We start from the raw sequence: 23,769 nt of genomic DNA on the forward strand, positions 1-23,769 counted from the left end.
GCCGAGCCAAAGCGTTCCTTCCTTAAAGCAGAATCATCCGGGCCTCATACGGCCTTAAAATCTCCTCATTCTCTGCATCCTGGTAATTGCACAGGAGCCATTTTTTTCCTTCCCACATCTCCTTCAGAGAGCACCAGGTTTCACTGCCGAAGAAATTGCAGAGTACCAGCAGGCGGACGCCTTCCCATTCTCTTACGTATGCAAAAATATTCGGATCGTCCTCCAGAAGCAGTTGGAAGCTTCCATGTACAAAGACAGGATACTCTTTCCTTAAATGGATCAGTCTCTTATAATAATGGAAGACCGATTGAGGATCCGCCAGTTCTCTTTCCGCGTTGATTTCCCCGTAATTCCCATTGATCCGGATCCAGGGAGTTCCATCTGTAAATCCGGCTCCCTCGCCGCAGTTCCACTGCATCGGCGTTCTGGCATTGTCCCGCCCTTTGGCGTGGATGGACCGCATGATCTCCTCCTTGGAATACCCGGCTTCCAGACGTTCCTCATACATATGAAGCGTCTCGATGTCCCGATACTCTCCGATCTCATAGTCCGTGTTCGTCATGCCCAGTTCCTCTCCCTGGTAGATATAGGGCGTTCCCTGCATGCCGTGGAGAACCGTGGCCAGCATCTTAGCCGACTCCGTACGGTACTCCTTGTCATTGCCCCACCGCGATACGATCCGCGGCAGATCGTGATTGTCCCAGAAGAGGCTGTTCCAGCCGCTCCCCTGCAGCTCACACTGCCATTTGTTTAAAACTTCCTTGAGTTTTACGAAAGGAAGGGGGGCCAGATCCCATTTCTCCCTGCCCGGTACGGAATCCAGCATGATGTGTTCAAACTGGAACACCATGGAGAACTCGCTTCCATCCGGCGCACTGTAGAGCTTTGCACGCTCCGTATCGGCGCCCCAGCATTCGCCTACGGTGACGATATCGCCCTTCTGGAACGTCTCGCGGCTCAGTTCGCGGATAAATTCATGAAGACGCGGTCCATTACCCGTTATCTTTAAGTCCGGTTCCTTGGCAATCTGATCGATGACGTCCAGGCGGAAGCCGCCCACGCCTTTGTCCATCCACCAGAGGATCATCTCGTAGATTTCCCTCCGTACAGCTTCATTTTCCCAGTTTAAATCCGGCTGTTTGACGGAGAACTGATGAAAATAGTACTGTGACAGTTCCGGTACCCACTCCCATGCCGGGCCGCCGAAACAGGCTCTCATGTCATTGGGAAGAACACCCTCCTCACCGTCGCGCCAGACGTAGTAGTCATGGTAGGGATTATCCTTACTCTTCTTCGCTTCTAAAAACCACCGGTGTTCATCCGACGTATGGTTTAAGACCAGATCCATGATGATCTTAATCCCATGCTCTCCCGCCTCTTTAATCAGGCGTTCCATGTCCTGGAGGCTGCCGAACAGCGGATCGATATCCTGATAATCCGAGATATCATATCCGTTGTCGTCCTGAGGTGACTTACACACAGGTGAAAGCCAGACGGCGTCGATCCCCAGTTCCTCCAGATAATCCAGTTTTTCTATGATTCCGTTCAAGTCTCCGATTCCGTCGCCGTCGCTGTCCTTAAAGCTTCTGGGATAAATCTGATAGATCACCGATGTTTTCCACCATTTTTGCTCATTTCTGTCTGCCATAGTCTTTCCATTTCCTCCAGCGTATTATCGCTCCCGTTCACGCTCACTTTGCAGCGTAAACCTTCCGTTTTACAGGTGCCAGATATCCTTATTGTACTCCTCAATGGTTCTGTCTGAAGAGAAGTATCCGGCCTTCGCAATATTAACCAGGGACTTGCGGGCCCAGGAACGCTCATCCTCGTAATCCGCCAGCATCTGCTCTTTCACCGCGATGTACTCTCTCACATCCAGAAGTGTCATAAACCAGTCTTTGGAAACCAGTTCTTTATAAAGTCTTCCTAAATTAACCGGATCGCCGGTTAAGATCATCTTCTTGCTGATAATAAAGTCCACCAGCTCCTCCACGAGGCTGTCGCTCTCATAAATCTTTCTGGAGCAGTAACCGCTGGTTTCATAGAGCTTAATAACCTCATCGGAGGATTTTCCGAAAATATAGATGTTATCGTCGCCCACAAGCTGATGAATCTCCACATTGGCGCCATCCTCGGTTCCCAGAGTCACCGCGCCGTTTAACATAAACTTCATGTTGCCGGTTCCGGACGCCTCCTTGGAAGCCAGGGAAATCTGCTCGGAAATGTCGCAGGCCGGAATCAGCTTCGCAGCCTTGCTCACATTGTAATTCTCCACCATCACGACCTTTAAGTACGGACTCACTTCCGGATCGCTGTCGATCAGCTCCTGCAGACAGAGAATTAAATGGATAATATCCTTGGCAATCGTATAGGCCGGGGCCGCCTTAGCTCCGAAAATCATGGTAATGGGACGCTTCGGCAGATTGCCCTTCTTGATCTCCAGATACTTATAAATGGCGTAAAGCGCATTCATCTGCTGGCGCTTGTATTCGTGGAGACGCTTCACCTGGATATCGTAAACGGAAGTTTCGTCAATCTCGACTCCCTGGGTGCTCTTCAAATACTTCTTTAAGTCCAGCTTTGCATTCTGCTTGATCTGGCGGAGACGGTCCAGAACTGCCTCGTCATCCTGAAAGTCAAGGAGTTTTTCCAGCTCCTCCGCGTGAATCTTATAGCCGGATCCGATCAGCTCCTCAATATAGGAAGCCAGCTCATGGTTGCAGTGCAGAAGCCATCTGCGGAATGTGATGCCATTCGTCTTATTATTGAATTTTCCCGGGTAAATATCGTAAAACGGCTTCAACTCTGATTCCTCGAGAATCTGTGTATGGAGGGCCGCAACGCCGTTGACGCTCTGTCCGTAATGGATATCGATATGAGCCATATGAACACGTTCCTGCTCGTCGATGATATAGACCTTCTCATCATGGAAATCGCGCCTCACCCTCTTATCCAGCTCCCGGATAATCGGCATCAGCTGCGGAACCACCTTTTCCAAATAAGAAGCCGGCCATTTTTCCAGGGCCTCTGCCAGGATGGTGTGGTTGGTGTACGCACACGTCTTTCTCACCACATCGATGGCTGTGTCGATGTTAAAGCCTCTTGCCATCAGGAGGCGGACCAGTTCCGGGATCACCATGGTCGGATGGGTATCGTTGATCTGAATGACTACATGCTCGTGGAGATGGTACAGATCAAATCCACGCTCTTCCGTCTCTTTTAAAATCAGCTGAGCCGCGTTGCTTACCATGAAATACTGCTGGTAGATGCGCAGAAGCTGTCCCTTCTCGTCGCTGTCGTCCGGATAGAGGAAGAGAGTCAGACCGCGCCGGATATCTTCTTTATCGAACTCGATTCCATCATGGATGATGGATTCATCCACCGAGTCTAAATCGAATAAATGGAGGGAATTCTTTCCGCCTTCGTAGCCTGGTACATCAATGTCATACATGGTGGAAGTCACGGTAAGATCCTTAAACGGCACTTCAAACCGTACGTCCGTCCTTGTAAGCCAGTCGTCCCCTGTCATCCACGGGTTCTTCTCTTCCCTCTGCTTATGGTCTGCAAAGGTCTGTTTAAAGAGGCCGTCATGGTAATTTAAGCCCACGCCGTCGCCTGGCAGCTTCAGCGTCGCAATCGAGTCGAGGAAGCAGGCCGCCAGCCTTCCGAGGCCGCCGTTTCCCAGAGATGGCTCTGTCTCCGCCTCTTCGATATCCGCAATATCGATTCCATGCTTCTTTAAGACTTCCGCCGTCTCATCAAAAAGGCCGAGGTTGATCAAGTTGTTGGAAAGCAGCTTTCCAATTAAAAATTCTGCCGAAATATAGTAGAGCTTCCTGCTGCCAGTATTCTTTTCGAGGTCCTTCATCTTACCCTTTACGATGGTAAGAAGCGCATGGTAGATTTCCTCCATACAGGCTTCCTCAAGAGTTTTTCCAAATCTTTCGCCCAGAACTTTATTTAATTCCTGTTCCATCATCATCGATTCTCCTTTACTTATACTTTTTCCAAAGCTTCATATACACGGAGGATTTCTCCCACACTCCACGCCTGGGCAAAACAGCCCTTCGAAGAAACGGGATTTTTTCCGTCATAAATCTCAGGCAGCTGCCCTGCGCATCCTTCCCGCATGGCGCCTTCCAAAACCTCCAGCTGGCGGCATACTTCCGCTTTCGCCTCCCTGCTGTATCCATGTACTTTCAGATATGCGAGGTAATATCCGCCCAGCGGAAACACCCAGACCGTCCCCTGATGGTACGCCAAATCCCTGTCAAGCTGGCTGCCTCCGTAAAATGGCTTGAACTCCTTCTCATCCTCTGAGAGAGTTCTCAGTCCATAAGGAGTATACAACTTTTCCGCCACAGTTTCCACCACCTGTTTCTCTTTTTCCGGTGAAAGCATGGAAAAAGCCATGGAGACCGCCCAGATCTGGTTACAGCGGATTTGATTGTCAGCGTCCGTTTTGCCGCCGTCCTCTGTCCCGGAGATCACATCTTTTAAGCAGTGTTTTTCCTCCAGCCAGAATTTTTCATTGAAAGACTGTTTTACAAGCTCCGCCAGACGGCCGTAGTGAGCGGCGGAGTCGATCCCGCCCAATCTCTCCATTATCCGCAGCGCGTTATACCAGTAAGCGTTAATCTCCACCGGTTTCCCGTGGCGCGGTGTGGGGAGTATGTCGCCAATCCGCACATCCATCCAGGTTACCTGGTCAAAGCCATGTCCCGCTGCGATCAGTCCGTCTTCGTCCATGTGAATACCAAAATCCGTCCCTTCCTCGTACCGCTTCACGATATGCTCCATGACCGGATAGCACTCTCTTACAAAGGATATGTCATTTGTCCTCTCAAAATACAGATAAACGCTGTTGATAAAAAGAAGCGCCGCATCCACCGTGTTGTACATGGGCTCGCTGCCGCCTTCGGGAAAGAGATTCGGCATCAGCCCGTTCTTCTCCGCCTTCAAAAATGTCTTTAAAATGCTCTTTACCGTCTCGAACCGCCCAGTCGCCAGAGCGCATCCGCCCAGAGCAATCATAGTATCCCGGCCCCAGTCCTCGAAAAACGGATATCCTGCCAGAATTGTATCTCCCCCGGTGGATTCCCGGAGGGCGATGAACTGTGCCGCGCTCTTAGCCAGCATGGAAGCTGCCTCAGACTGAAACCCCGCCTGCTTCTCCAGCTCCCGGCGATATCGGACTGCGCCTTCCAGTATGGCTTCCGCAGTTTCCGTCACCGGTTCCAAGGAGTATACGATTTCCAGACTGGAACAGGCCCCGGCTCCAGCCGTCAGACTGACCGCATGGTTGGCCAGCGCCCTGCCGGTCTCCCTCCGTCCGTCGCAGGCGTCATAAGCGTAGTAGTACCTCTCATAAACCGGTTTGAAGGCAGTCACCATACCGTCTGTTGAAAAATAGAGGTCCATTCCCGCCGAACGGATCCGGCCGTCAGAGCAGGAAAACGCCTGATCCATGTCCAGATCTTCCCCCTTCTTTACAAACTGCAGGAAAGGAGTCACCTCAAGAGTACACGCCTCTCTCCTGTGATTCTGAATCTCATACCGAACGGCAATTGTATTCTCCCCCTGTTTCATGGCCGCTGTCTTTCTAACTTCGACTCCGGCCGTGTGGTACATCCACGCAGGACAATCCTCGAACTGAAAGGAGGACAGACGAAGGTATCCGTCTTCCGGTTCCTTTCCGTCTGCGAACTCCTGGCTGGAGAGATATACCGCGCCCTCTGCCGTGACCAGCCGCTCACGCAGTCTGTGAATCATGTGATACCTGTGATTCGGCGCTTTCGTGCAGGCCATGAAAAATGCATGGTCGTTGCGGGCGGCTGAGCCGATCACGGTTTCCGACGAGAAGCCTCCGAGCCCGTTGGTCAGCAGATAACAGTTCTCCTGACCGCGCTTCAGTGTTTTAAAATCCTGTTTCCCGTATACAAACTTCATCGCGCTGCCTCCTTTTGACCTCTGTTTTCTGTCCCATGATAACTGCGGAAACCGGCGGCAGAATCAGAAGGCCCGAATACGTCTCTCTCTGCGTCCGTCTCCACATCCCGCTGTCTCCATCCTTTAAAAATGCTTCCCACTCCCCTTCCGGAAGTGTCACCTTCACCGGGCGGCGGCGGCTGTTGTAGGCGATAAAGAGCGTGTCGCAGAGCCCCTCTCCCCTGCATCGGTTATCCACCTGGAAGCTGACGATGCCCTTTCGGTTTGCATTCTTCCTAAAAATACGTTTTCCGGCTTCCTCCGATTTATCGCAGAGGCCCGGAAGGCATTTTCTCAGTGCAATCAGGTCTTTATAAAATTGAACCAGCTCTTCGAATTCATACGCCCGTTTATAGTCCAGGCGGTTCAGGGAAATGGGAGCTTCAAAGCTGTTGTCATCTCCCTCTTTCGTCCGCGCAAACTCTTCGCCCGAAAGGAAGAATAAGCGTCCCTGGCATGTAAAATACACAGAAACCGCCAGCTTATACGCCCGCATGACCTCCTCCGGTCTTTCATAAAAGCCTTTCCTGTCACAGCGGCTCATGTGCAGTGCCAGCGAGTGATCGTTACGGGTCATGGAAAGGATCAGTTTATCCCAGAGCGTCAGGTTATCGTGGGCCGAAACGTAGCTTAAGACCCGTTCCGGCGAACCAGCGTGGAATGCCCCGCCCCTGTCACACCAGGCTGAAGCCGCGTGCATGATCTCCCGCTCCAGTCCTTCCCCGCCATTTACAAAACCGGGTTCCATAGCTTCGAACACGTGGCCCTTAACCGCATCCCTCGTGTTGTCGCAGAACATGGCGACGCGGGGATTCAGTCTCTTTTCATTTTCTTTCAAAGCCTGATGAAATCCGGGTTCCATGGGCGTCTCGCTGGCAGCCCACGGCTCCCCGTAGATCAGCTTCTCACCCATGCCGTACCGCTTATCCAGCTCTTCCTGAATCCGGTTCATCAGCTCCGTCGGAAGCAGTCCCATCAGATCAAATCGGAAGCCGTCCATATGGTATTCCTCTGTCCAGTAAAGGACCGAGTCCAGTATAAATGACGCGGCCATCTCCCTCTCGGCGGCAAAATCATTGCCGCATCCAGAGCCGTCGGAGAGCGTTCCGTCTTCCTCCTGGCGGTAGTAATACCATGGCACAACCCGTTGGAAGGAAGAGTCCGCCGAGTAGGTGTGGTTGTAAACCACGTCCATGATGACCCGAAAACCGTTCCGGTGCAGCGTCTGCACCAGCTCCTTCAGTTCCTTTATCCGCACCTCCCCGTGGGCGGGATCGGTGGAATAGGAGCCTTCCGGCACATTGTAGCAGACCGGATCATAGCCCCAGTTAAACTGGTCCCTGTCTCCGGCCTCATCTACGGAGCCGAAATCATAGACCGGCATCAGCTGGATATGGGTAACGCCCAGCTCCTTTAAATACCGGATTCCGGTTGGATGGATGCCATCCCCGAACAGAGTGGTATCCTCCACCGTAAATGCCCGGTACGTTCCCCTTAATTCCTCCGGAAATCCAGCGCTCCCGTCCCAGGAAAACTCCTTCACATGAAGCTCGTAGATAATATCCTCACGCTGCTTTTTCGGAGCCTGGTCCGATTCCCAGCCTTCCGGGTCTGTCTTTCCAAGCTCCACCGCCATACTGCGTCTGCTGTTGATTCCGCAGGCTTTCGCATACGGGTCAGCGGTCCGGCGCGTCTCATGGCCGATGCTCACATCGTAATCGTAATACGTACCGTGAAGACGTTCCTCCGTCCGGTACATCCATACGCCTTTCTCTCCCTGTTCCATGGAAACGGAACGAATACAGCCGCTCTCTTCCCCATCCGGGTAGAGATGGAGTTCCACCCGGTCCGCGACCGGACTCCACAGCTTGAACACAGTCCCGTCACTGCCGCAGGCAGCGCCCAGGTCATGGCCGTCATAGATGTAATTTTTCTTAAATGTGCTGTCCGCATAGAAGCGTTTCAGCTCTCTTGCTGTCATTTTCTTCGTCGTCATAGTCATTCCTCAGCCTTCCTGATGCTGCGTTACCCTTTCACTGCGCCGGACATGCCATTTACATAATACTTCTGCATACACAGAAACAGGATCGCAATCGGTATGGATATCAGTACCGCGCTGGCCGCAAAGCTGGTATACCAGTTGTCAATATATTCCTTTTCCAGCATTCTCCATAAGCCGATCGCTATCGTATACTGGTCTGAATTGGCGCGGCAGATTACCTTTGCGAAGATAAAATCCACCCATGGTGAGATAAAGGAGGTCAGCACCGTGTAGATGATAATGGGTTTGCTTAGCGGAAGCGTAATCTTCGAAAAGATCTGCCAGCGGTTGCAGCCGTCGATCAAAGCCGCCTCGTCGATGGCGCGTGGAACCGTGTCAAAGAAGCCCTTTGCAATCTGAAATGTCAGTCCCGCACCTCCGGAATAACAGAGTATGAGCGCCAGGCGGATCAGATTGCCTTCTGTCAATCCAAGAGCCTTCAGGATAAAATACACCGCCACCATGGACATGAAGCCCGGAAACAGCCCCAGAATCATTGCCATGTTCATGTACGGCTTTCTCATACGGAACTTAAGCCGGGAGAGACAGTAGGATACCGCCAGCACATAGAACGTGGACAGAATACAGGAGCACACCGCAATGAACAGTGTATTGGCAAACATACGGGGGAAGTTTAAAATTGTCGTATCTGTGAAAAGCTTGGTATAGTTTGCCAGCGTATACGCCTTCGGAAAGAAGGTGGACACATAGGAGCCCTTTTCCGCACGGAAGCTGGTGAGCACCACCCAGATGATGGGAAACACCCAGACTGCCGCCAGAATGGCAAGAGCCGTGTGAACCAGGATATTATTTACCGTCTTAACCTGTTTTGCCGATCTCATTTTTTTCATACTAGAATGCCTCCTCATCTTTATAGGATTTGCTGTTGCGGTACGTGAGCAGCGCTCCCACGGCCAGAATGATAAACGTCAGGATACCGATGACTGCGCCGATGTTGTAATACTGTTTATCAATCGTCAGCTTATAGAGCCAGGTGACGAGAAGGTCCGTCTTGCCCGCCGTAGAGGCTAAATCCGTCACCGGATCGCCGCCGGATAATAAGTAGATGACATTGAAATTATTGACATTGCCGGTAAAGGTGGCAATCAGGTACGGTGTGGTAATGTAAAGCATATACGGAAGAGTGATCTTAAAGAAGGTCTGGAAAGCATTGGCGCCGTCCACTCTGGCTGCCTCGTATACGTCGGCCGGGATGCTCTGAAGGACGCCGGTCAGCTGAAGCAGCGTGTAGGGAACTCCGACCCAGATATTGATGACGATAATGGTTACGCGGGCCCAGGTTGGATTGGTAAAAAACGGAAGGCTGGCATCGACTCCGATCAGCCCGATATTTCTCAGGAGCACATTAACGGCACCGTTAGGCTGCAGCATCGTTCTCATAATCAGCAGCGATACGAACATGGGAACCGCGCAGGAAAGGACGAAACAGAACCGCCAGAAGCCTTTGGCCTTCGTCTCCTTCCGGTTGATGGCAATCGCGAGGATCATACCGAAGATATAGTTGGTGAAGGTGGCAAAAAACGCCCACACCAGAGTCCATGACAGGACTGACCAGAAGGTACTTCCCAGGATACTGCTGGAATCAAACAACGCCCGGAAATTATCGAGGCCGACCCAGTCAAACAGAACCAGGTGGTTGTCGATTTTGCTGTAATTGGTAAACGCCATACAGATCATGAAGATCAGCGGCAGCACGGTAAACCCGAAGATAAAGGTCAGCGGCGGCGTCATGAAGAGGCGGTATAAATTCTCATGGAGCAGACTCTTTAAATCTTCCGCGAAATTGTTTACATGCTTTCCCGCCTTATCGAGGCACTCGGCCTTATAGGCGCTCTTCACTGCGCCGTGCCATGCGGCCGCCATGAGTACGGTCAGAAACAGTACTGCCACTCCATACAGCAGGATCAGCACAGACTGGTCTCCCTTCGTATATAAGTAGACCTGGTTCACCTCGTCCCAGACTACCTGCTGCCCCACGGTGCCGAGACTTCCCAGCATGGAGATACAGTGAAAGCCGGTCATAATCATAAAAACCACGTAAGCCGCTTCGATTGCCATGTAGATCAGGCCCTTGGCGACCTGTTTATGTACAATATTTCCAAGTCCCATCAAAACCATGGAGAGTTTCGTCTCTGCACCGCCGTTTCTAAGCGCCTCCCGGAAGGACCAGGCTGCTGCAAATTCTAATTTACCCGTTAACTTTCCCATTGATCTGTCCCCCTAAATTCCATTACTGTTCATCGCAGCATTCATGGCTTCCGTCTGTTCCCCTGCATTCTCGTGGGTTACGTTCCCATTCCGGATCCCCTTACCCATGTTCTCCACCGGAACCCAGCAGTTATTCATGGCCGCTACGAACGGCTGAAGGATCGACGTACGGTTGAAGGTGTCATTCTGTGCCGCCACCAGCGCATCACTGGCAATGGCTGGTTCCTCCATCAGCTCTAAGTTACACGGAACCACATTTCTCAGTTCATAGTGAAGTTTCTGTGCCTCCGCAGAGCCTAAGTACACGGCAAGCTGGACCGCTGGAACCATATTGGACGACTCCGGATTCACTCCGATCGCCTTGGAACCGGCATACGCCGTCATCTGCCGCTCTTCGCCGTTTAACGTATAGGCGGGAAGGGCTGACACGCCCATGTTGTCCCCGAGGATCTCTTTCACCGACGCCATATCCCAGGAGCCGGAGAAAATGGCCTGTATGCTTCCGTCCCGGAGACCGGCCATTCCCGAGCCATCCGCGTCCACCCGGAAATTCGGATTGGCAATTAAGTCAACTAAGTAGTTGGTTACTTCCAGTGCCTTCTCTCCGCCGAAATCGACCCCCTGCGACTCATCGGTTCCGTCCCCGAACAGGGAGCAGCCGTTTCCTATATAAAAGGAAGGTAAATACCAGGAGTTGGTAAATGGAAAGGAAACCACGCCTTTTGTCAGCATCTGATCCAGGTTCTTAATGTCTTCCTCAGAAAATACGCTCTTGTCGTAATACATAAACCAGGTGTTGGTGGTAAACGGAACACCATACAAATCACCGTCCATGGTCACGGAATTGATGACTTCCTTCGAGTTTGTCGATTCGATCTCTTCCCGGTACTTTCCGCCGAACTTCACCAATGCTCCGGCGTCTGTCATGATCGTTAAGGTGTCGTTGGCATACATGAACACGTCTGCGCTGGCCTCCGCGTCCTGCGCCACCTGATTGGCGGCCGTAGCCTCGTCAGCGACTCCATACACGAACGTGATATCCCATTCCGGATGCAGCTTCGCAAACTGTTCGCAGCTCGTCTGCAGCCACTGGCCGCTGTCCTTCGACTGGTCCTCGGAAGGCGACCACACCATCAGTCTGACCTCTTCCCTTCCTCCCTGTCCCGATGATGCCTTTCCACAGCCGCCAAGCATTCCGGCGGTCATCACGGCTGCCGCCGCCAGGGTGAGCGTTAATCCCAACTCTCTCTTCATTCCCATCTTCCTCCTTGTTATAAGCACGCAGAGACCGTTCTTTCTGTCTTCTGCATGTGATACATGTCACCGGCATATGTCGAGATTATTTCAAGCTGAGGTGCAGTGACTCTCTTTAAAAGTTTCGTTTAGTTTCGTATATTTGTATCATACTCCATCTTTTTCTGTTCGTCAAGACTATTTTAAGGAATTTTATCTAATTTTCTTCTCTTCCTCCTTCTATTTTTCAACGAAAGAACGGTTCATTTGTTTTAGCATTTTGGCATTCAGACGAAACAAGTCGAAAATTCTTATTTTAATTTTGTATCTTTTATTGCATTTTTTCATTATTTTATATATAATGGACTGGAAAGCAGCCGGAATGACTGACTGAATTATCGGGAAGAACTGGAGAAGAATATGGTAACGATAGCGGATATTGCTGATAAACTGGGGATTTCCAAGGGTACAGTATCCAAAGCCCTGAGTGACGCCCCCGACATTAGCGAAACTTTACGAAAAACAATTTTAGAGACGGCAGTCGAGATGGGATACACAAAACTTCGCAGAAAAAGAAATGTTTCCAAGAAGGTCTGCGTCCTTATTTATAATATGGAATACACCTCGCCCGGTCACTTCGGCTACGACATCATTATGGGGTTTCGCCAGATGGCCGAGCCGGCCGGCTTAACCGTGGACGTAATTCCCATCACCAAAAGCCTGCAGAAGACCACGCCCTACGACGTGTTCATGCTGGAAAACGATTATATCGGCTCCCTGGTCATGGGTATCTCCTTAAGCGAACCCTGGATCGCGGATTTTAAGACAAGCCGCACTCCCGCGGTTCTGTTTGACAACTATGTCATGGGGAATCCCTCCGTCGCCAGCGTCGCCGTGGATAATGACGAGGGGATGGAGCTGGCGGTGAACCATTTAAAGAGCCTGGGTCACAAGAAGATCGGGTACTTAAGCGGGGCGCTGGGCTCCCACGTCTTTTTAGTACGCCACCGGGCCTTCTTCGCAGCGCTTAAGGCAAACGGCCTTCCAACCGATCCTCAGCTGTCCGGAAGCTCCTATTACATTTCCGAATGCATTCAGAAGCATTTGCCGCGGCTTCTGGAACGCGGTGCAACCGCCATCATCTGCAGCCACGACCAGTTGGCCAACGCGGCCATGGTTCAGTGCCAGGAGCTGGGAAAGAAGATTCCCGAGGACTTAAGCATCATCGGTTTCGATGATCTGCCGATGAGCCCCTACACGGCGCCCCCCTTAACCACGATCCGCCAGGACCGCCCTCAGCTGGGAAAGTGCGGATACTACGCGCTGGACAGCCTGTTGAACGGCGTTCCCATCGGTACGATCCTGCTGCATCCGCAGTTGATATTGAGAAGCTCCTGCGGCGAAAGGAAATAGGGCAGACAGTACGCAGCCCCATGCATTCCAATTGTTCCTCCTGTTTACCGGGGCAGTTGGATTACAGTTCACTCCCCACCAGGGGCACCGCAGTCCGGTTCGGCCGGGCAGGCTTCCTCAGCCTTTCCTGTGACTTTGCAGGGTATTAGAAGTTCTTAACGCGCAAAATTTTTCGTTCAGGTGAAATTCCCACTTGTCTGAGCGCAGCGAGTTTGGGAATTTCACCCGGTTTTTAGAAAAATTCTGCACGTTTAGAACTTCTTATGCCCGAAACCGGAACTGGAAATGCTGAGGAAGCCTGCCTGGCCGAACCGGACTGCGGTGCCCCTGGTGGGGAGTGAACTGTAACGCAGTTGGATTGTATGGGGCATTATTTCTAATCTTTCTGTTCCATTTTCCCTGTTACTCTGCTATAATAAATACATTCACTTTATGAGCGGAACCTCTTCCGTTCATTCTGATTATCTGGCATTTCGCCAATCTATTCACTCAAACACATCTGAAAAAGGAGATCATGCGTATGAAAAACACAGAGTATCTGTCAAACGGTATGGGCGGTATTGTGCTGCCCGAAAAGGAGGCTCGGAGAATTCTGGAGACGTCGCCGGCCTATGAAGCGTATTTAAACCTGACCGAAGACTACAAAAGGGAGATTTTTGACATTGTCAGGGGCGCAAAAGGGGTAAAGATCACATATGACCCGTTTTTTAAACACATATTTGATCCCGTACTTCACGGGGAACGATTGTCCCGCCTGCTGACGGTTATTATTGGACAGAAAGTAACGGTAAAACAGGTTCTTCCTTCCCAGTCCAGACGTCTGGCGGCCGAGGCGTCGTTAATTATCATGGATATCGTTGTGGAACTGGAAAATGGTGCGTTGGCCAATGTGGAGATTCAGAAGGTGGGATACCGCTTTCCTGGACAGAGAAGCGCCTGCTATTCCTCGGATCTGGTCATTCGTCAATATGACCGGCAAAAGAGCAGGAAGAAGAAAAAGTTTTCATACCGCGACCTCCGGAAGGTCTATACGATCGTATTGGTGGAGAACAGTTCGTCTGAATTTCATAAGGTTCCGGACCAGTACATCCATCGCTCCAGTCAAAAATTTGACACAGGACTGGAGCTGAATCTGCTGCAGGAATATATCTTTATAGCGCTTGACATTTTTAAGGAAATCACTCACAATATAGATAAAGAGCTGGATGCGTGGCTGTATTTTTTGAGCACGGATGAACCAGAAGACATAAAACGAGTGATTGAGACGTATCCCGCTTTTCTGGAACTATATAAAGAAATAGCTGCATTTCAAAGGGAACCGGAGGAGTTGATTGCGATGTACAATGAGACGCTGGCCATGTATGATAAGAATACAGTGGAACTGATGATTGAGGAACAGCAGGAAGAGATCAGAAGACTTGCAGAAGCGTTGGAGCGGAAAGATGATGAGCTGGAGCGCCTGCGTCAGGAAATCATCAGACTGAATGGTAATATCGAGAAGTAAAGGAATCTCTATCGATTGCAGATAAGCTTACTGCATTGGGGCATACCAGTACAGCATTGCGTAAGTTTCGGTGAATTATGCAACGCTGTACTAGGCCCTCGAATCCACGTTTGCTGCCGATGAGAACTGTATAAAGCCGCCTTGTCAATACAAGACGGCTTTATACATTATGTCCTATTCGTTATATAAAAGGCGTTTTTTATGCTACGCCACCCAAAGAAAAATCACATTTTCCAAACGAAAGCTTCTTAAGCCCTCTCCGCCTCATACACCCGCGCTTCCGCTTCCGCCTCTTCCCTCGGAAGGATCAAATTCAGTGCAATCGACATGATACTGGACATCACGACCGCCGATTCCCCAAATATGGTTCTGGCCCAGTCCGGGAACAGTCCCAGACAGCCCGGCGCCTGGATCACACCGATACCGACGGCAACGGACAGGCCCACGATCGAGATGGTGCGGGCGGTCAGCTCTTCCTTCACGATCAGCTTAATTCCTGTCATAGCGATCATGGCGAAGACAGACACCGTCGCGCCGCCCAGCACGCAGGAGGGGATGGTCGTCAGCAGCGAGGCGAACTTCGGAATAAATCCGGCCAGAAGGATGATGACAGCCGCCATACCGATCACAAACCGGTTTACCACCTTTGTCATAATGACAATTCCCACGTTCTGGCTGAATGTCGCTGTGGGGATTCCGCCAAACAGACCGCCAAGAATGCAGGCGATTCCATTCCCGATAATCCCTCCGCACATCTCATTCTCCGTAGCCTCCCGGTCCAGGCCGCATCCCGCGGTGGAGGTAAAGTCCCCGATTGCCTCTACCGATCCCACAATACACATAATTGTCATCGATATGATCGAGGTAAGTTCAAATTTAATGCCAAAGTGCAGCGGTGTCGTGATCTGAAACCAGCCCGCCTCCGCAACGGGCGCGAAGGAAACCTTTCCCAGCACAAGGGCCAGAACGTAGCCGCAGGCCATCCCGATCAGGATCGATGCCATTTTCGTGATTCCTTTTGTAAAGTGATTGCAGAAAAGTACGACGCCCAGCGTAAAAAGGGCGATTGCCCAGTTAAGAGGGCTTCCAAAGTCCGCCGCTCCCGTGCCGCCGGCCATGTAATTCACCGCCGTCGGATACAGGGAAAGACCAATCGTAAAGACCACAGTCCCCGTCACTATGGGTGGAAACAGCGCGTTGATCTTCTTATAGAAGACACCGACCAGGATCGCAACCGCGCCGCCCACCAGCTGCGCGCCGAAAATGGTGGGCAGGTCAAACCTGCTTCCCAGCGATATCAGCATGGGTATGTATGCAAAGCTGGCGCCCATAATGACGGGAAGGCCGGAGCCGCAGTATTTATGGACAGGAAACACCTGGATCAGCGTCGCAACCGCGGATATGAGCAGCGCCGCCTGGATCAGGATAATCTGGTCCTCCCGGCTGGCACCTGTCACTCCCGCGACGATGATGGCCGGCGTCACACAGCCTACGATCATGGCAACCACATGCTGGAGCGCCAGGGGCAGTGTCTGGGACATTTTGGGTATTCCATTTAAATCAAAAACCGAAGCATTTCTTTTCTCATTCATCTCACGATCCTCACTTTATATTCAGAAGTTTTTCCACAGCCGCGTTGGCCTTCGATACGATCTTTTCCTCTTCCACATTTACGAGACGGCCCTGCTCTACCACGACCTTCCCGTTCACAACCGTATAATCCACAGCACCTTTGAATCCGATACAGGACAGCAGTGATTTCGGGTCGTATTGTCCGCCGACCAACTCGATGCGGTCCAGGGCTATGGCAAAGAAATCCGCCGCCATCCCCACGGCTAAATGTCCCAGTTCCTCTCGCCCGAGAATCGATGCGCTCCCTCTCGAAGCCATCTTTAAGATATCGTAACCGGATGGAGCCCCACTGCTGGAATTCAGGCGGTGAAGCAGATAGGCCACCCGCATCTCCTCCAGCATATTGGAGCCGTCGTTACTGGCGCTTCCGTCTACGGCCAGTCCGGTTTTTACTCCCATCCGCAGCATTTCCGGGATTCTGGCAATGCCTGAGGAAAGCTTCATGTTGGAGACAGGGCAGTGGGCCACTCCAGTCCCCGTCGCTGCCAGAAGTTCCAGTTCCTCTGTGTTAAAATGGATTCCATGAGCATACCAGACATCGTCTCCGATCCATCCCAGGCTCTCCATATAGGCCAGCGGACGCATGCCGTAATGCTCCAGGGTGAACGCCTCCTCGTCCTTCGTCTCCGCCAGGTGCGTATGGAGGCGGACTCCCAGGCTGCGGGCCAAGGCCGCTGATTCTCTTAAGAGACCGCCGGTCACGCTGAACGGCGAACAAGGCGCCAGCGCAACGGTATGCATGGAATACCTGGAAGAATCATGATACTTCTCAACCACCGCCTGCGAATCCCTTAAAATCTCATCGATCGTCTGAACCACGCTGTCCGGAGGCAGTCCCCCGTCCTTCACGCTCAAATCCATGCTGCCCCGCGTGGCCGCCATCCGGATTCCCAGGGCGTCCGCCGCCGCAAACTGCGCGTCAAGAAGTGCTCCGGCGCTGTGCTCCGGAAACACGTAGTGATGGTCTAAGCACGTCGTGCAGCCAGTCTTTAACAGCTCCCCCATTCCAGTTAAGGAGCTGTAATAGACACTGTCGCCGTCGATGCCCTTCCATATCTCATATAAAGTTTTCAGCCATGGAAAGAGTTCCATGTTTTGTACCTGTGGAAGATTTCTTGTGAAGGTTTGATATAAATGATGATGGGAATTAATAAGTCCCGGATAGACAACCATCCGGGACGCATCCATTATTTTATCAGCTGTTTTTTCTTCTGTTCCAATGTAGGTAATTACCCCATCTGTCACCAGCATGTTAATATCCGTCATAAACCTGTCGTTGTCGTCACATGTCACAAGATACTTTACGTTTTTCATCAATAGAGTTTCTGCCATTTCAATTCCTCCTGAATTTTTTACGTAAAAATATGCATTGTTTCATACAACTATACTTCTGGTATACTGCTGGCGGACAGGGACGCTCACGATTCGTCCCTTCATATCGTCAAGACCAGAGCGTGTTTGAAAATTCATTTCTGCCATCTGCACGCCCCACTTTGCGGTATATTTACCCCTCACTCGATCAACGTAGCCCACTACGCTTCCCTCATTCGGGGCAAATCTCCCGCAAACTGTGACGCACATCTGGCAGAAAGCAATTTTCAAACACACTCTAATGCCGCCGAATATAAATTGGGAGAAAATATGCCGCGTGAACCCAGCTATGTTTTAAACAGCCATATAGAGATGTACTTATCAAGGTGCAATTCTTACTGTGTGTTAGTATAGCAGACAGTCACATTTCCTGCAATCTGTATAATCTAATAAAAAATCGTCCGCTTTTTTGTGCATTTTTAACATTTCAATGTCTGTTCCAGGCAGTACTTTTCCACCGCCTCATCGTACGATCTCCATACCGTCATAGGCAGTCCGCAGCATGTTCCGGCGTTTAAGATCTCCTGATAGCCTGCCGCCCATTCCGGGAGCCCCTTCTTCATATGGTTTTCCACCATCTCCCTGGTGTTGGCCTCTAAAAACATGTTCTGCATGATATGGGCTGCCACAAATGTCGGGAGTTTGAACAGACCGGCCGGAAATGTCTTATTCGTATCGACTCCCTGCATCCGGCACACACCAATCCCCTCCCGAAACGCCTTGACCACCTTCTTGACGGCCCGATAGTCACTCGCAAATGAGCCGTAATCCCCGCTCTCCAGCACAGCGCCCGCCGTAATAGACTGCTGCAAATAGTGGACCTTCATCCAGTCAAAGATATTTTTATCGAACACCGTACGAATCCCGGACTGATTCAGCGCTGTCTGTATGTCGCCAAGCCCGGTCCGGCATTTTCCGCCCAGCCTTACTGCCTCATCGAAGAGGATGACTTTTAAGCCGGCTTCATCGCGGCCGCCTCCCGTGCTGGAAGGGAACGCAATCAGATACTGATCCGCCGATAAGTACGCCTCGATCTCCGCCTGAATGTTCCAGTTATTCTGCATAAATGCAAAATATTTTGTATATTCAGTCAGCTCTGAAAGACGGGGCAGAACGCCAGCCAGCTGGCACCGGTTAACAGTTACAAGGATCCCGTCGTAATGGTCTGTCACTTCCGTCACACAGCTCGGATAAAAAGTCACGCTCTCGTAAGAGGATGCCTTTTTCCTCAAGTCCTTAATGGATAAAATCACGCCTGCCGACAGTTCTTCATAGTGCTCCGGCTTCACCAGCAGGTCGATCTCGTGATTCTGAGACAGCAGCCATCCATAGGTTATTCCGATCGTTCCTGCTCCGTATATTAAATATTTCATCTGTTCTCCATTCTCTGTGGTTTGTCTGTATCGCTCCCGAGGTTTATCAGAATTTCTCTCATAATCGTCACCGCACGCTCCGGATAACAGACATCATCGTACAGAAATGTACCTGTCTCTTTCCCGTCCAGCATGAATCTCAGTGTATATTTATTCAGGCTGCTGCCAATTTCCTTATACACCCTTCTGCTCTTTCTCAAGAAGCGCTCAACCAGCCGGTTCCTCGGGATCACCCACCGGTCCTCAAAATGTTCCACGATCAGAGTATCAAATTCTTTGGGAAACTGTGGTTCAAAGGTTTCGCTGGCAGGAATTGTGAAGTAATAGAGATTGTGCTTCTGATACATTTCGCCAAGCGATACCGCCTGTTCACATTCCGCTTTCACTCGGTTTCCGTCGTAGTATTCTGTATGCGGATCCCGGTTATGTTCCAGCGTCCTGGCGAGAAGCCACGGGTCTATTCCACACCATCTGCTTCCATAGCCAAAGTTCCAGTCCAGTACTGCATTGCGTAATTAATTGTGAATAAAATGCCTGATATCTGCGTCAGAGGCGTGTCTGCAAAGCGACGGCGTAGCGGATCCTACAGCTAGCTTTGCAGGCGCGGCTCTGGCGTAGATAGCGGGTGTTTTATCACAGTTAATTACGCAATGCAGTACTGGATACCGTTCCCCGTCACAGGCCCGGCATCCGGCCCCATGAAGCAGATACTTCGTTCCGTTGATCTCATACTCGATGCCCCAGCGCAGCTTTCTGCTACACAGAAAATCCGCTTTGGATTTCAGGCAGAGGCCAGCCAGCAAACGGAGGCAAACGTCGTTTACCTGATCGATGTATTCTTTCATCACGGTTCTCAGCCCGTCTTCCATACGCTCTGTCCTCGTTTTCTTAGATGTGTCACTTTAGTTTCATCTATCATACCATAGAAATGCCGTGTCTGACAGTCTGCTTCCGCATCATTTTTCCGAAACCTGTCTAAACATCACACCAGCCGTCCATTCTTCCCCTTCTCCGCACCTCACCTCACAAAAAAAGCCGGAGCGGCGACACTCTCCCAAATGTCGCCGCTCCGGCTTTTTCTCTCTTCGAAACAATCAAAAACATAATGAAGCTCTATGAAAACAGTAACACGCTTCTCCCTTTAATCCTCTTTGCCAACCACCTTATAAGTCTCTTCCACGATTCTCTCCATGGCGTTTAAGATATTTTCATATCCCGTACACCGGCAGAGATGGCCGGATATCATCTTTCTCAATTCCTCGCGGTTGTACCGTTTTCCGGTTCCCACGATCTCCACCGCGGTCATGATCAGACCCGGCGTACAGAAGCCGCACTGTACGGCCGCTTCTTCCACAAATGCCTTCTGGATCGTGCTCAGCTCGCCGTTAGGACCTTTTAAGCCCTCTACCGTCATGATCCGGCGTCCTTCCGCCCACATGGTTAAGTAGATACAGCTGTCGATGGCCTCGCCGTCCACCAAGACGGTACAGGCGCCGCACTCTCCAACCTCACAGCCTTTCTTCACGCTGGTAAGGCCCAGACGGTCCCTCAGCGTCTCCAGTAAGGATTCCCTGTCGTCTACCGCCACCTCGACCTCTTTGTCGTTGACAATCATATGAACAATCTTAAGCATCGCATTCACCCCCTGCATTTATAATCGCCTGTTTCAGGGCACGTTTTGCCATCTCTTCAATGAGCTGTAAACGGAATTCCTTGGAAGCTCTCCAGCTGGTACGCGGATTCACTTCCTCCAGGACACTCTTGCCCAGAGTCTCAAACAGCTCGTTTCCGATTTCCATGCCTTTCACCTTTTCCTCTGCCTTGAAACAGCGGATCGGGGTCGGAGCGGCGACTCCGTAGCCGATGTGTATTTCTTCAATGTGCATCTTATCTTCGGTCAGCTTTACTGTAACCGCGCAGCCCATGGTGGCGATCTCCATGGCGTTTCTCTTGCCGTATTTGATGTAATGGCCGCCAAAGCCCTCGTAGGACTCCTTCCGAATCCGGATGGCTGTCAGTATCTCGTCGTGCTGCCTTACCGTCTTTCCAGGACCGGTATACCACTCGCGGATCGGAATCTCCCGCACTCCCTCCGGTCCTTCGACGACTAAGACCGCGTCGAGGCAGCAGAAGGATGAGGCGCTGTCCGCACTGGTCACACCGTTACAGACATTGCCGCCCACCGTACCGATGTTGCGCAGCTGCGGTCCGCCAGCCTGGTCCACGGCATCCCCTAAAATCGGGATATATTTCTGAATAATCCTGTTATTGGTTACATGGGAAAATGTGGTCGCCGGACCGATGACGATGGTGCCGTCCTCTTCCATTCTCACACCTTCCAGTTCTTTGATTCCGTGAATGCTGACCAGGGAACATCCGGCAAGCTTGCCTTCCCTTACCTTAATGAGCACGTCGCTGCCGCCGGAAATGACGACGGCCTCGGGGTCTTCCTTTAAGGCACGGATCGCATCCCCTATATCTTTTGCCTGGTATAATTTTTCAATATCATACATGGAATATCACCGTCCCTTCTAGATCAGTTCCGCTGCCTTAAAATGAGCCACAAGCTTCTGCGGGTCAAGAGGCAGGGAATCTACCGCTACACCAGTTGCGTTTAACACTGCGTTCCGGATGGCCGGTGCGACCGGAATAGCCGGCGGCTCACCTAACGCTTTATTTCCAAATGGACCCGTCGGATCGTCCAGTTCCACAAATTGCACGTGGAGATCCGGCGTGTCCATGGAGGTAGGCAGTTTGTAATCCAGCAGGTTGTCATTTAACGGCCTGCCGCTCTTATCAAAGAGGAGTTCTTCACTGAGCGCGTATCCAAGTCCCATGCTCATGCCGCCGTGAACCTGTGCTTCAGCCAGCTTCGGGTTGATCAGCACGCCGCTGTCGTGAACGTTGACAATGTTGGTCACCTTCACCTTGCCAAGAGGCATATCCACTTCCACCTCTGCGAAACAGGCGCCCGTTGCAAAGGTATTATCCTTGCAGTGGCTGGTCGCCTCCGCAGTGATGTGGATCGAGCGGTCGAGGCTGTAGAACGCCGTCGTCGCAAGCTCCGCCATATCGAGAAGCTTCTCCCTGCTCTCCTTATCGACAACCACGTTATTCTGGATATCCATGGTGTCTTTCTCTTTATCCAGCATATATGCCGCATAATCCAGGATTCTGTCCTTGAAAATGAGTCCGGCCTTCTTCACCGCCATACCGCTGACATACGTCTGTCGGGATGCGTAAGCGCCCGTATCAAACGGTGTAATATCGGTATCCTGCGTGGAGAGAATATGAACTTTGTCCTCCGTAATACCGGTGGTCTCCGCGGCCATCTGGGTAAATACGGTATCCGCGCCCTGTCCGATCTCCGTAGCGCCCATCTGCAGCTGCATGGAGCCGTCCTGATTTAAAACCATACGGCAGGAAGCAGTCTCCAGAGAGATCGGGTAAACGCCTGTCTTATAGCAGAAGATCGCCATACCGATTCCTTTTCTGACGGGACCGGTCTGGTTCTCATACTCTTTCCGTTTTTCGTCCCAATGAATATAGTTCCGGCCTTTTTCCATACATTCCTTTAAGCCGTATGTATTACATGCAACGTGGGTATGAGGATCCACATAGCCCTCCGGCATGCAGTTTTTCATTCTGAATTCCAGTGGGTCCATATGAACAGCCACAGCCAGATCATCGGCCATACACTCCGCCGCAAATGCAGCCTGCGGAATTCCGTAGCCTCTCATGGCGCCGCCCGTGGCAATATTCGTATAGACGGTGTAAGCGTCGGATTCCAGCGTCTTCTCGTCGTGGTAAATCTGCTTGAACTCATTGGATGTGTTTGCCACAATGGCGTGAGCGTGAGAAGCGTAACCGCCCTGGTTGGAGTATGCCTCAAATTTTCTCGCCACCAGCGTGCCATCCTTTTTGACAGCCGCCTTAACGTGGCACTTAATCGCATGACGCACTCTCGTGCAGGCCAGCGTCTCTTCCCTGGATATCTCCATGCGTACGCCTCTTCCGCCCACCTGGGTGCAGAGGAACGCATTTAACGGTTCATAAAGGACATCCTGCTTGTTGCCGAATCCGCCGCCGATGTACGGCTTGATCACGCGGATTTCACCGGCCGGAATTCCCAGCGCCTGGCTGATGACACGGCGTACAATATGAGGAATCTGCGTAGAAGTCGTCACAACAATCCTTCCTTTTTCCATGTAAGCAAAGGAAATTGGAGTCTCGATATGGCAGTGCTGAACGCTCTGCGTCGCATAGACATGATCGATCTCTACCACGTCCTCGCCTTCCACAGCCTCCTGATAGGTTCCTTCCCCTACTACAAAGCTGGAATGGGCGATTACATTGCCCGGCTTCTCCTCATGAAGAACCGTGGCTCCTTCCGCAATGGCAGCCTCGACGGTAAGCATGGGTTCGTACTCCTCATACTCCACCTTCACCAGACGCGCCGCACGGCTTGCCGCGATCTCATCCTCTGCGATTACCGCAGCGATGTCGTCACCGTAGACGCGGACTCTGGTGTTTAACAGCTTTCTGTCTGCAATATCCTGGTGCGCGGTCTCCACAGACCAGGGATGTCCCGGTGTCGGGAACTGAATATCCGGAACGTCAAAACACGTAACAATCTTGACGACTCCCGGCACAGCCAGAGCTGCCTCCAAATCAAAGCTTTTTACTACACCATTGGCAATTGTGCTTCTTACGACCTTAGCCACAAGAAGTCCTTTTGGTTCCAAATCCGCCGTATATTTGGCGCCGCCGGTCACTTTCTCGATGGCGTCAACGCGGACCATGTTATTACCAACTCCCATGGTATCCTACCTCCTGTTTCTTTTATTTTCCTGCTAATCAGGCTCCGGCCCCTGTTCTTAAAAAATAAGAAAGGCTGGCAGCGACGAGACTTTTTCAGGACAATTTCATCCATCAAAGTGATGTCGCCGCCAGCCCGTTTGACAATGTCTACATGACCGGTTCTC

General features: G+C 51.4%; 19 protein-coding genes. 3 read left to right on the top strand and 16 right to left on the bottom strand.

From position 1 onward, the window contains the following. Positions 1–22: 22 nt before the first annotated feature. The 7 genes from DFR60_RS08405 to DFR60_RS08435 all read right to left on the bottom strand — a co-directional run bounded on the left by DFR60_RS08405 (position 23) and on the right by DFR60_RS08435 (position 11,512). Complete coding sequence (locus DFR60_RS08405) at positions 23–1,648, bottom strand: glycoside hydrolase family 13 protein (RefSeq protein WP_110322490.1); 1,626 nt, start codon at positions 1,646–1,648, stop codon at positions 23–25. 69 nt (positions 1,649–1,717) lie between these two features. Beyond that, positions 1,718–3,976: a glycogen/starch/alpha-glucan phosphorylase gene (locus tag DFR60_RS08410; RefSeq protein ID WP_110322538.1), complete on the bottom strand. Its 2,259-nt coding sequence runs from the start codon at positions 3,974–3,976 to the stop codon at positions 1,718–1,720. A gap of 20 nt (positions 3,977–3,996) precedes the next feature. After that, on the bottom strand, positions 3,997–5,949 hold the full coding sequence (locus DFR60_RS08415) for an amylo-alpha-1,6-glucosidase (RefSeq protein ID WP_110322491.1): 1,953 nt from the start codon (positions 5,947–5,949) through the stop codon (positions 3,997–3,999). Next, positions 5,918–7,990, bottom strand: coding sequence for a type I pullulanase (pulA, locus tag DFR60_RS08420; RefSeq protein WP_243005005.1), 2,073 nt, complete (start codon positions 7,988–7,990; stop codon positions 5,918–5,920). Before pulA ends, DFR60_RS08415 begins: the two co-directional genes overlap by 32 nt. Positions 7,991–8,013: 23 nt before the next feature. Then, entirely contained in the window at positions 8,014–8,880 is an 867-nt protein-coding gene (locus tag DFR60_RS08425) for a sugar ABC transporter permease (RefSeq protein ID WP_002602691.1), read from the bottom strand. Between the two features lies 1 nt (position 8,881). Continuing rightward, positions 8,882–10,258, bottom strand: coding sequence for a carbohydrate ABC transporter permease (locus tag DFR60_RS08430; protein ID WP_110322492.1), 1,377 nt, complete (start codon positions 10,256–10,258; stop codon positions 8,882–8,884). 12 nt (positions 10,259–10,270) lie between these two features. Next, the gene (locus DFR60_RS08435; protein WP_110322493.1) at positions 10,271–11,512 is read right to left on the bottom strand and encodes an extracellular solute-binding protein; all 1,242 of its coding nucleotides are present in this window, start codon (positions 11,510–11,512) and stop codon (positions 10,271–10,273) included. Between the two features lie 399 nt (positions 11,513–11,911). Between DFR60_RS08435 and DFR60_RS08440 the strand changes: the two genes are divergently transcribed. Both DFR60_RS08440 and DFR60_RS08445 read left to right on the top strand, forming a co-directional pair. Next, on the top strand, positions 11,912–12,904 hold the full coding sequence (locus tag DFR60_RS08440) for a LacI family DNA-binding transcriptional regulator (RefSeq protein ID WP_110322494.1): 993 nt from the start codon (positions 11,912–11,914) through the stop codon (positions 12,902–12,904). Between the two features lie 520 nt (positions 12,905–13,424). Beyond that, entirely contained in the window at positions 13,425–14,408 is a 984-nt protein-coding gene (locus DFR60_RS08445; RefSeq protein ID WP_110322495.1) for a PD-(D/E)XK nuclease family transposase, read from the top strand. Between the two features lie 248 nt (positions 14,409–14,656). Here the strand turns inward: DFR60_RS08445 and DFR60_RS08450 are convergent, their stop codons facing one another. Genes DFR60_RS08450 through DFR60_RS31255 form a run of 3 tightly spaced genes read right to left on the bottom strand, consistent with a single transcriptional unit; the run spans position 14,657 to position 17,621 of the window. After that, on the bottom strand, positions 14,657–16,000 hold the full coding sequence (locus tag DFR60_RS08450; protein ID WP_110322496.1) for a uracil-xanthine permease family protein: 1,344 nt from the start codon (positions 15,998–16,000) through the stop codon (positions 14,657–14,659). A 10-nt stretch (positions 16,001–16,010) separates the two neighbouring features. Beyond that, positions 16,011–17,372, bottom strand: a complete 1,362-nt coding sequence (locus tag DFR60_RS08455; RefSeq protein ID WP_110322497.1) for an 8-oxoguanine deaminase — start codon at positions 17,370–17,372, stop codon at positions 16,011–16,013. A gap of 42 nt (positions 17,373–17,414) precedes the next feature. After that, complete coding sequence (locus DFR60_RS31255) at positions 17,415–17,621, bottom strand: DUF6783 domain-containing protein (protein WP_341457925.1); 207 nt, start codon at positions 17,619–17,621, stop codon at positions 17,415–17,417. On the opposite strand from DFR60_RS31255, the gene DFR60_RS31260 reads away from it, so the two are divergent. Then, positions 17,559–17,765, top strand: coding sequence for a DUF6783 domain-containing protein (locus DFR60_RS31260; protein WP_341457932.1), 207 nt, complete (start codon positions 17,559–17,561; stop codon positions 17,763–17,765). The genes DFR60_RS31255 and DFR60_RS31260 overlap by 63 nt on opposite strands. Positions 17,766–17,830: 65 nt before the next feature. Here DFR60_RS31260 and DFR60_RS08465 read toward each other — a convergent pair whose 3' ends face one another. The 6 genes from DFR60_RS08465 to xdhA all read right to left on the bottom strand — a co-directional run bounded on the left by DFR60_RS08465 (position 17,831) and on the right by xdhA (position 23,604). After that, positions 17,831–18,784, bottom strand: coding sequence for a ketopantoate reductase family protein (locus DFR60_RS08465; RefSeq protein WP_110322499.1), 954 nt, complete (start codon positions 18,782–18,784; stop codon positions 17,831–17,833). Then, positions 18,781–19,284, bottom strand: coding sequence for a DUF6896 domain-containing protein (locus DFR60_RS08470; protein ID WP_432764106.1), 504 nt, complete (start codon positions 19,282–19,284; stop codon positions 18,781–18,783). The genes DFR60_RS08465 and DFR60_RS08470 overlap by 4 nt, the downstream gene beginning before the upstream one ends. Positions 19,285–19,299: 15 nt before the next feature. Beyond that, complete coding sequence (locus DFR60_RS08475) at positions 19,300–19,653, bottom strand: DUF6896 domain-containing protein (RefSeq protein ID WP_110322501.1); 354 nt, start codon at positions 19,651–19,653, stop codon at positions 19,300–19,302. Positions 19,654–19,925: 272 nt separating this feature from the next. Continuing rightward, positions 19,926–20,417, bottom strand: coding sequence for a xanthine dehydrogenase subunit XdhC (gene xdhC, locus DFR60_RS08480; protein WP_002602682.1), 492 nt, complete (start codon positions 20,415–20,417; stop codon positions 19,926–19,928). Beyond that, on the bottom strand, positions 20,410–21,297 hold the full coding sequence (gene xdhB, locus DFR60_RS08485; protein WP_110322502.1) for a xanthine dehydrogenase subunit XdhB: 888 nt from the start codon (positions 21,295–21,297) through the stop codon (positions 20,410–20,412). Before xdhB ends, xdhC begins: the two co-directional genes overlap by 8 nt. 18 nt (positions 21,298–21,315) lie before the next feature. Then, complete coding sequence (gene xdhA, locus DFR60_RS08490; protein WP_110322503.1) at positions 21,316–23,604, bottom strand: xanthine dehydrogenase subunit XdhA; 2,289 nt, start codon at positions 23,602–23,604, stop codon at positions 21,316–21,318. Between the last annotated feature and the right edge of the window lie 165 nt (positions 23,605–23,769).

The organism is Hungatella effluvii (assembly GCF_003201875.1).
Taxonomy (GTDB): domain Bacteria; phylum Bacillota; class Clostridia; order Lachnospirales; family Lachnospiraceae; genus Hungatella; species Hungatella effluvii.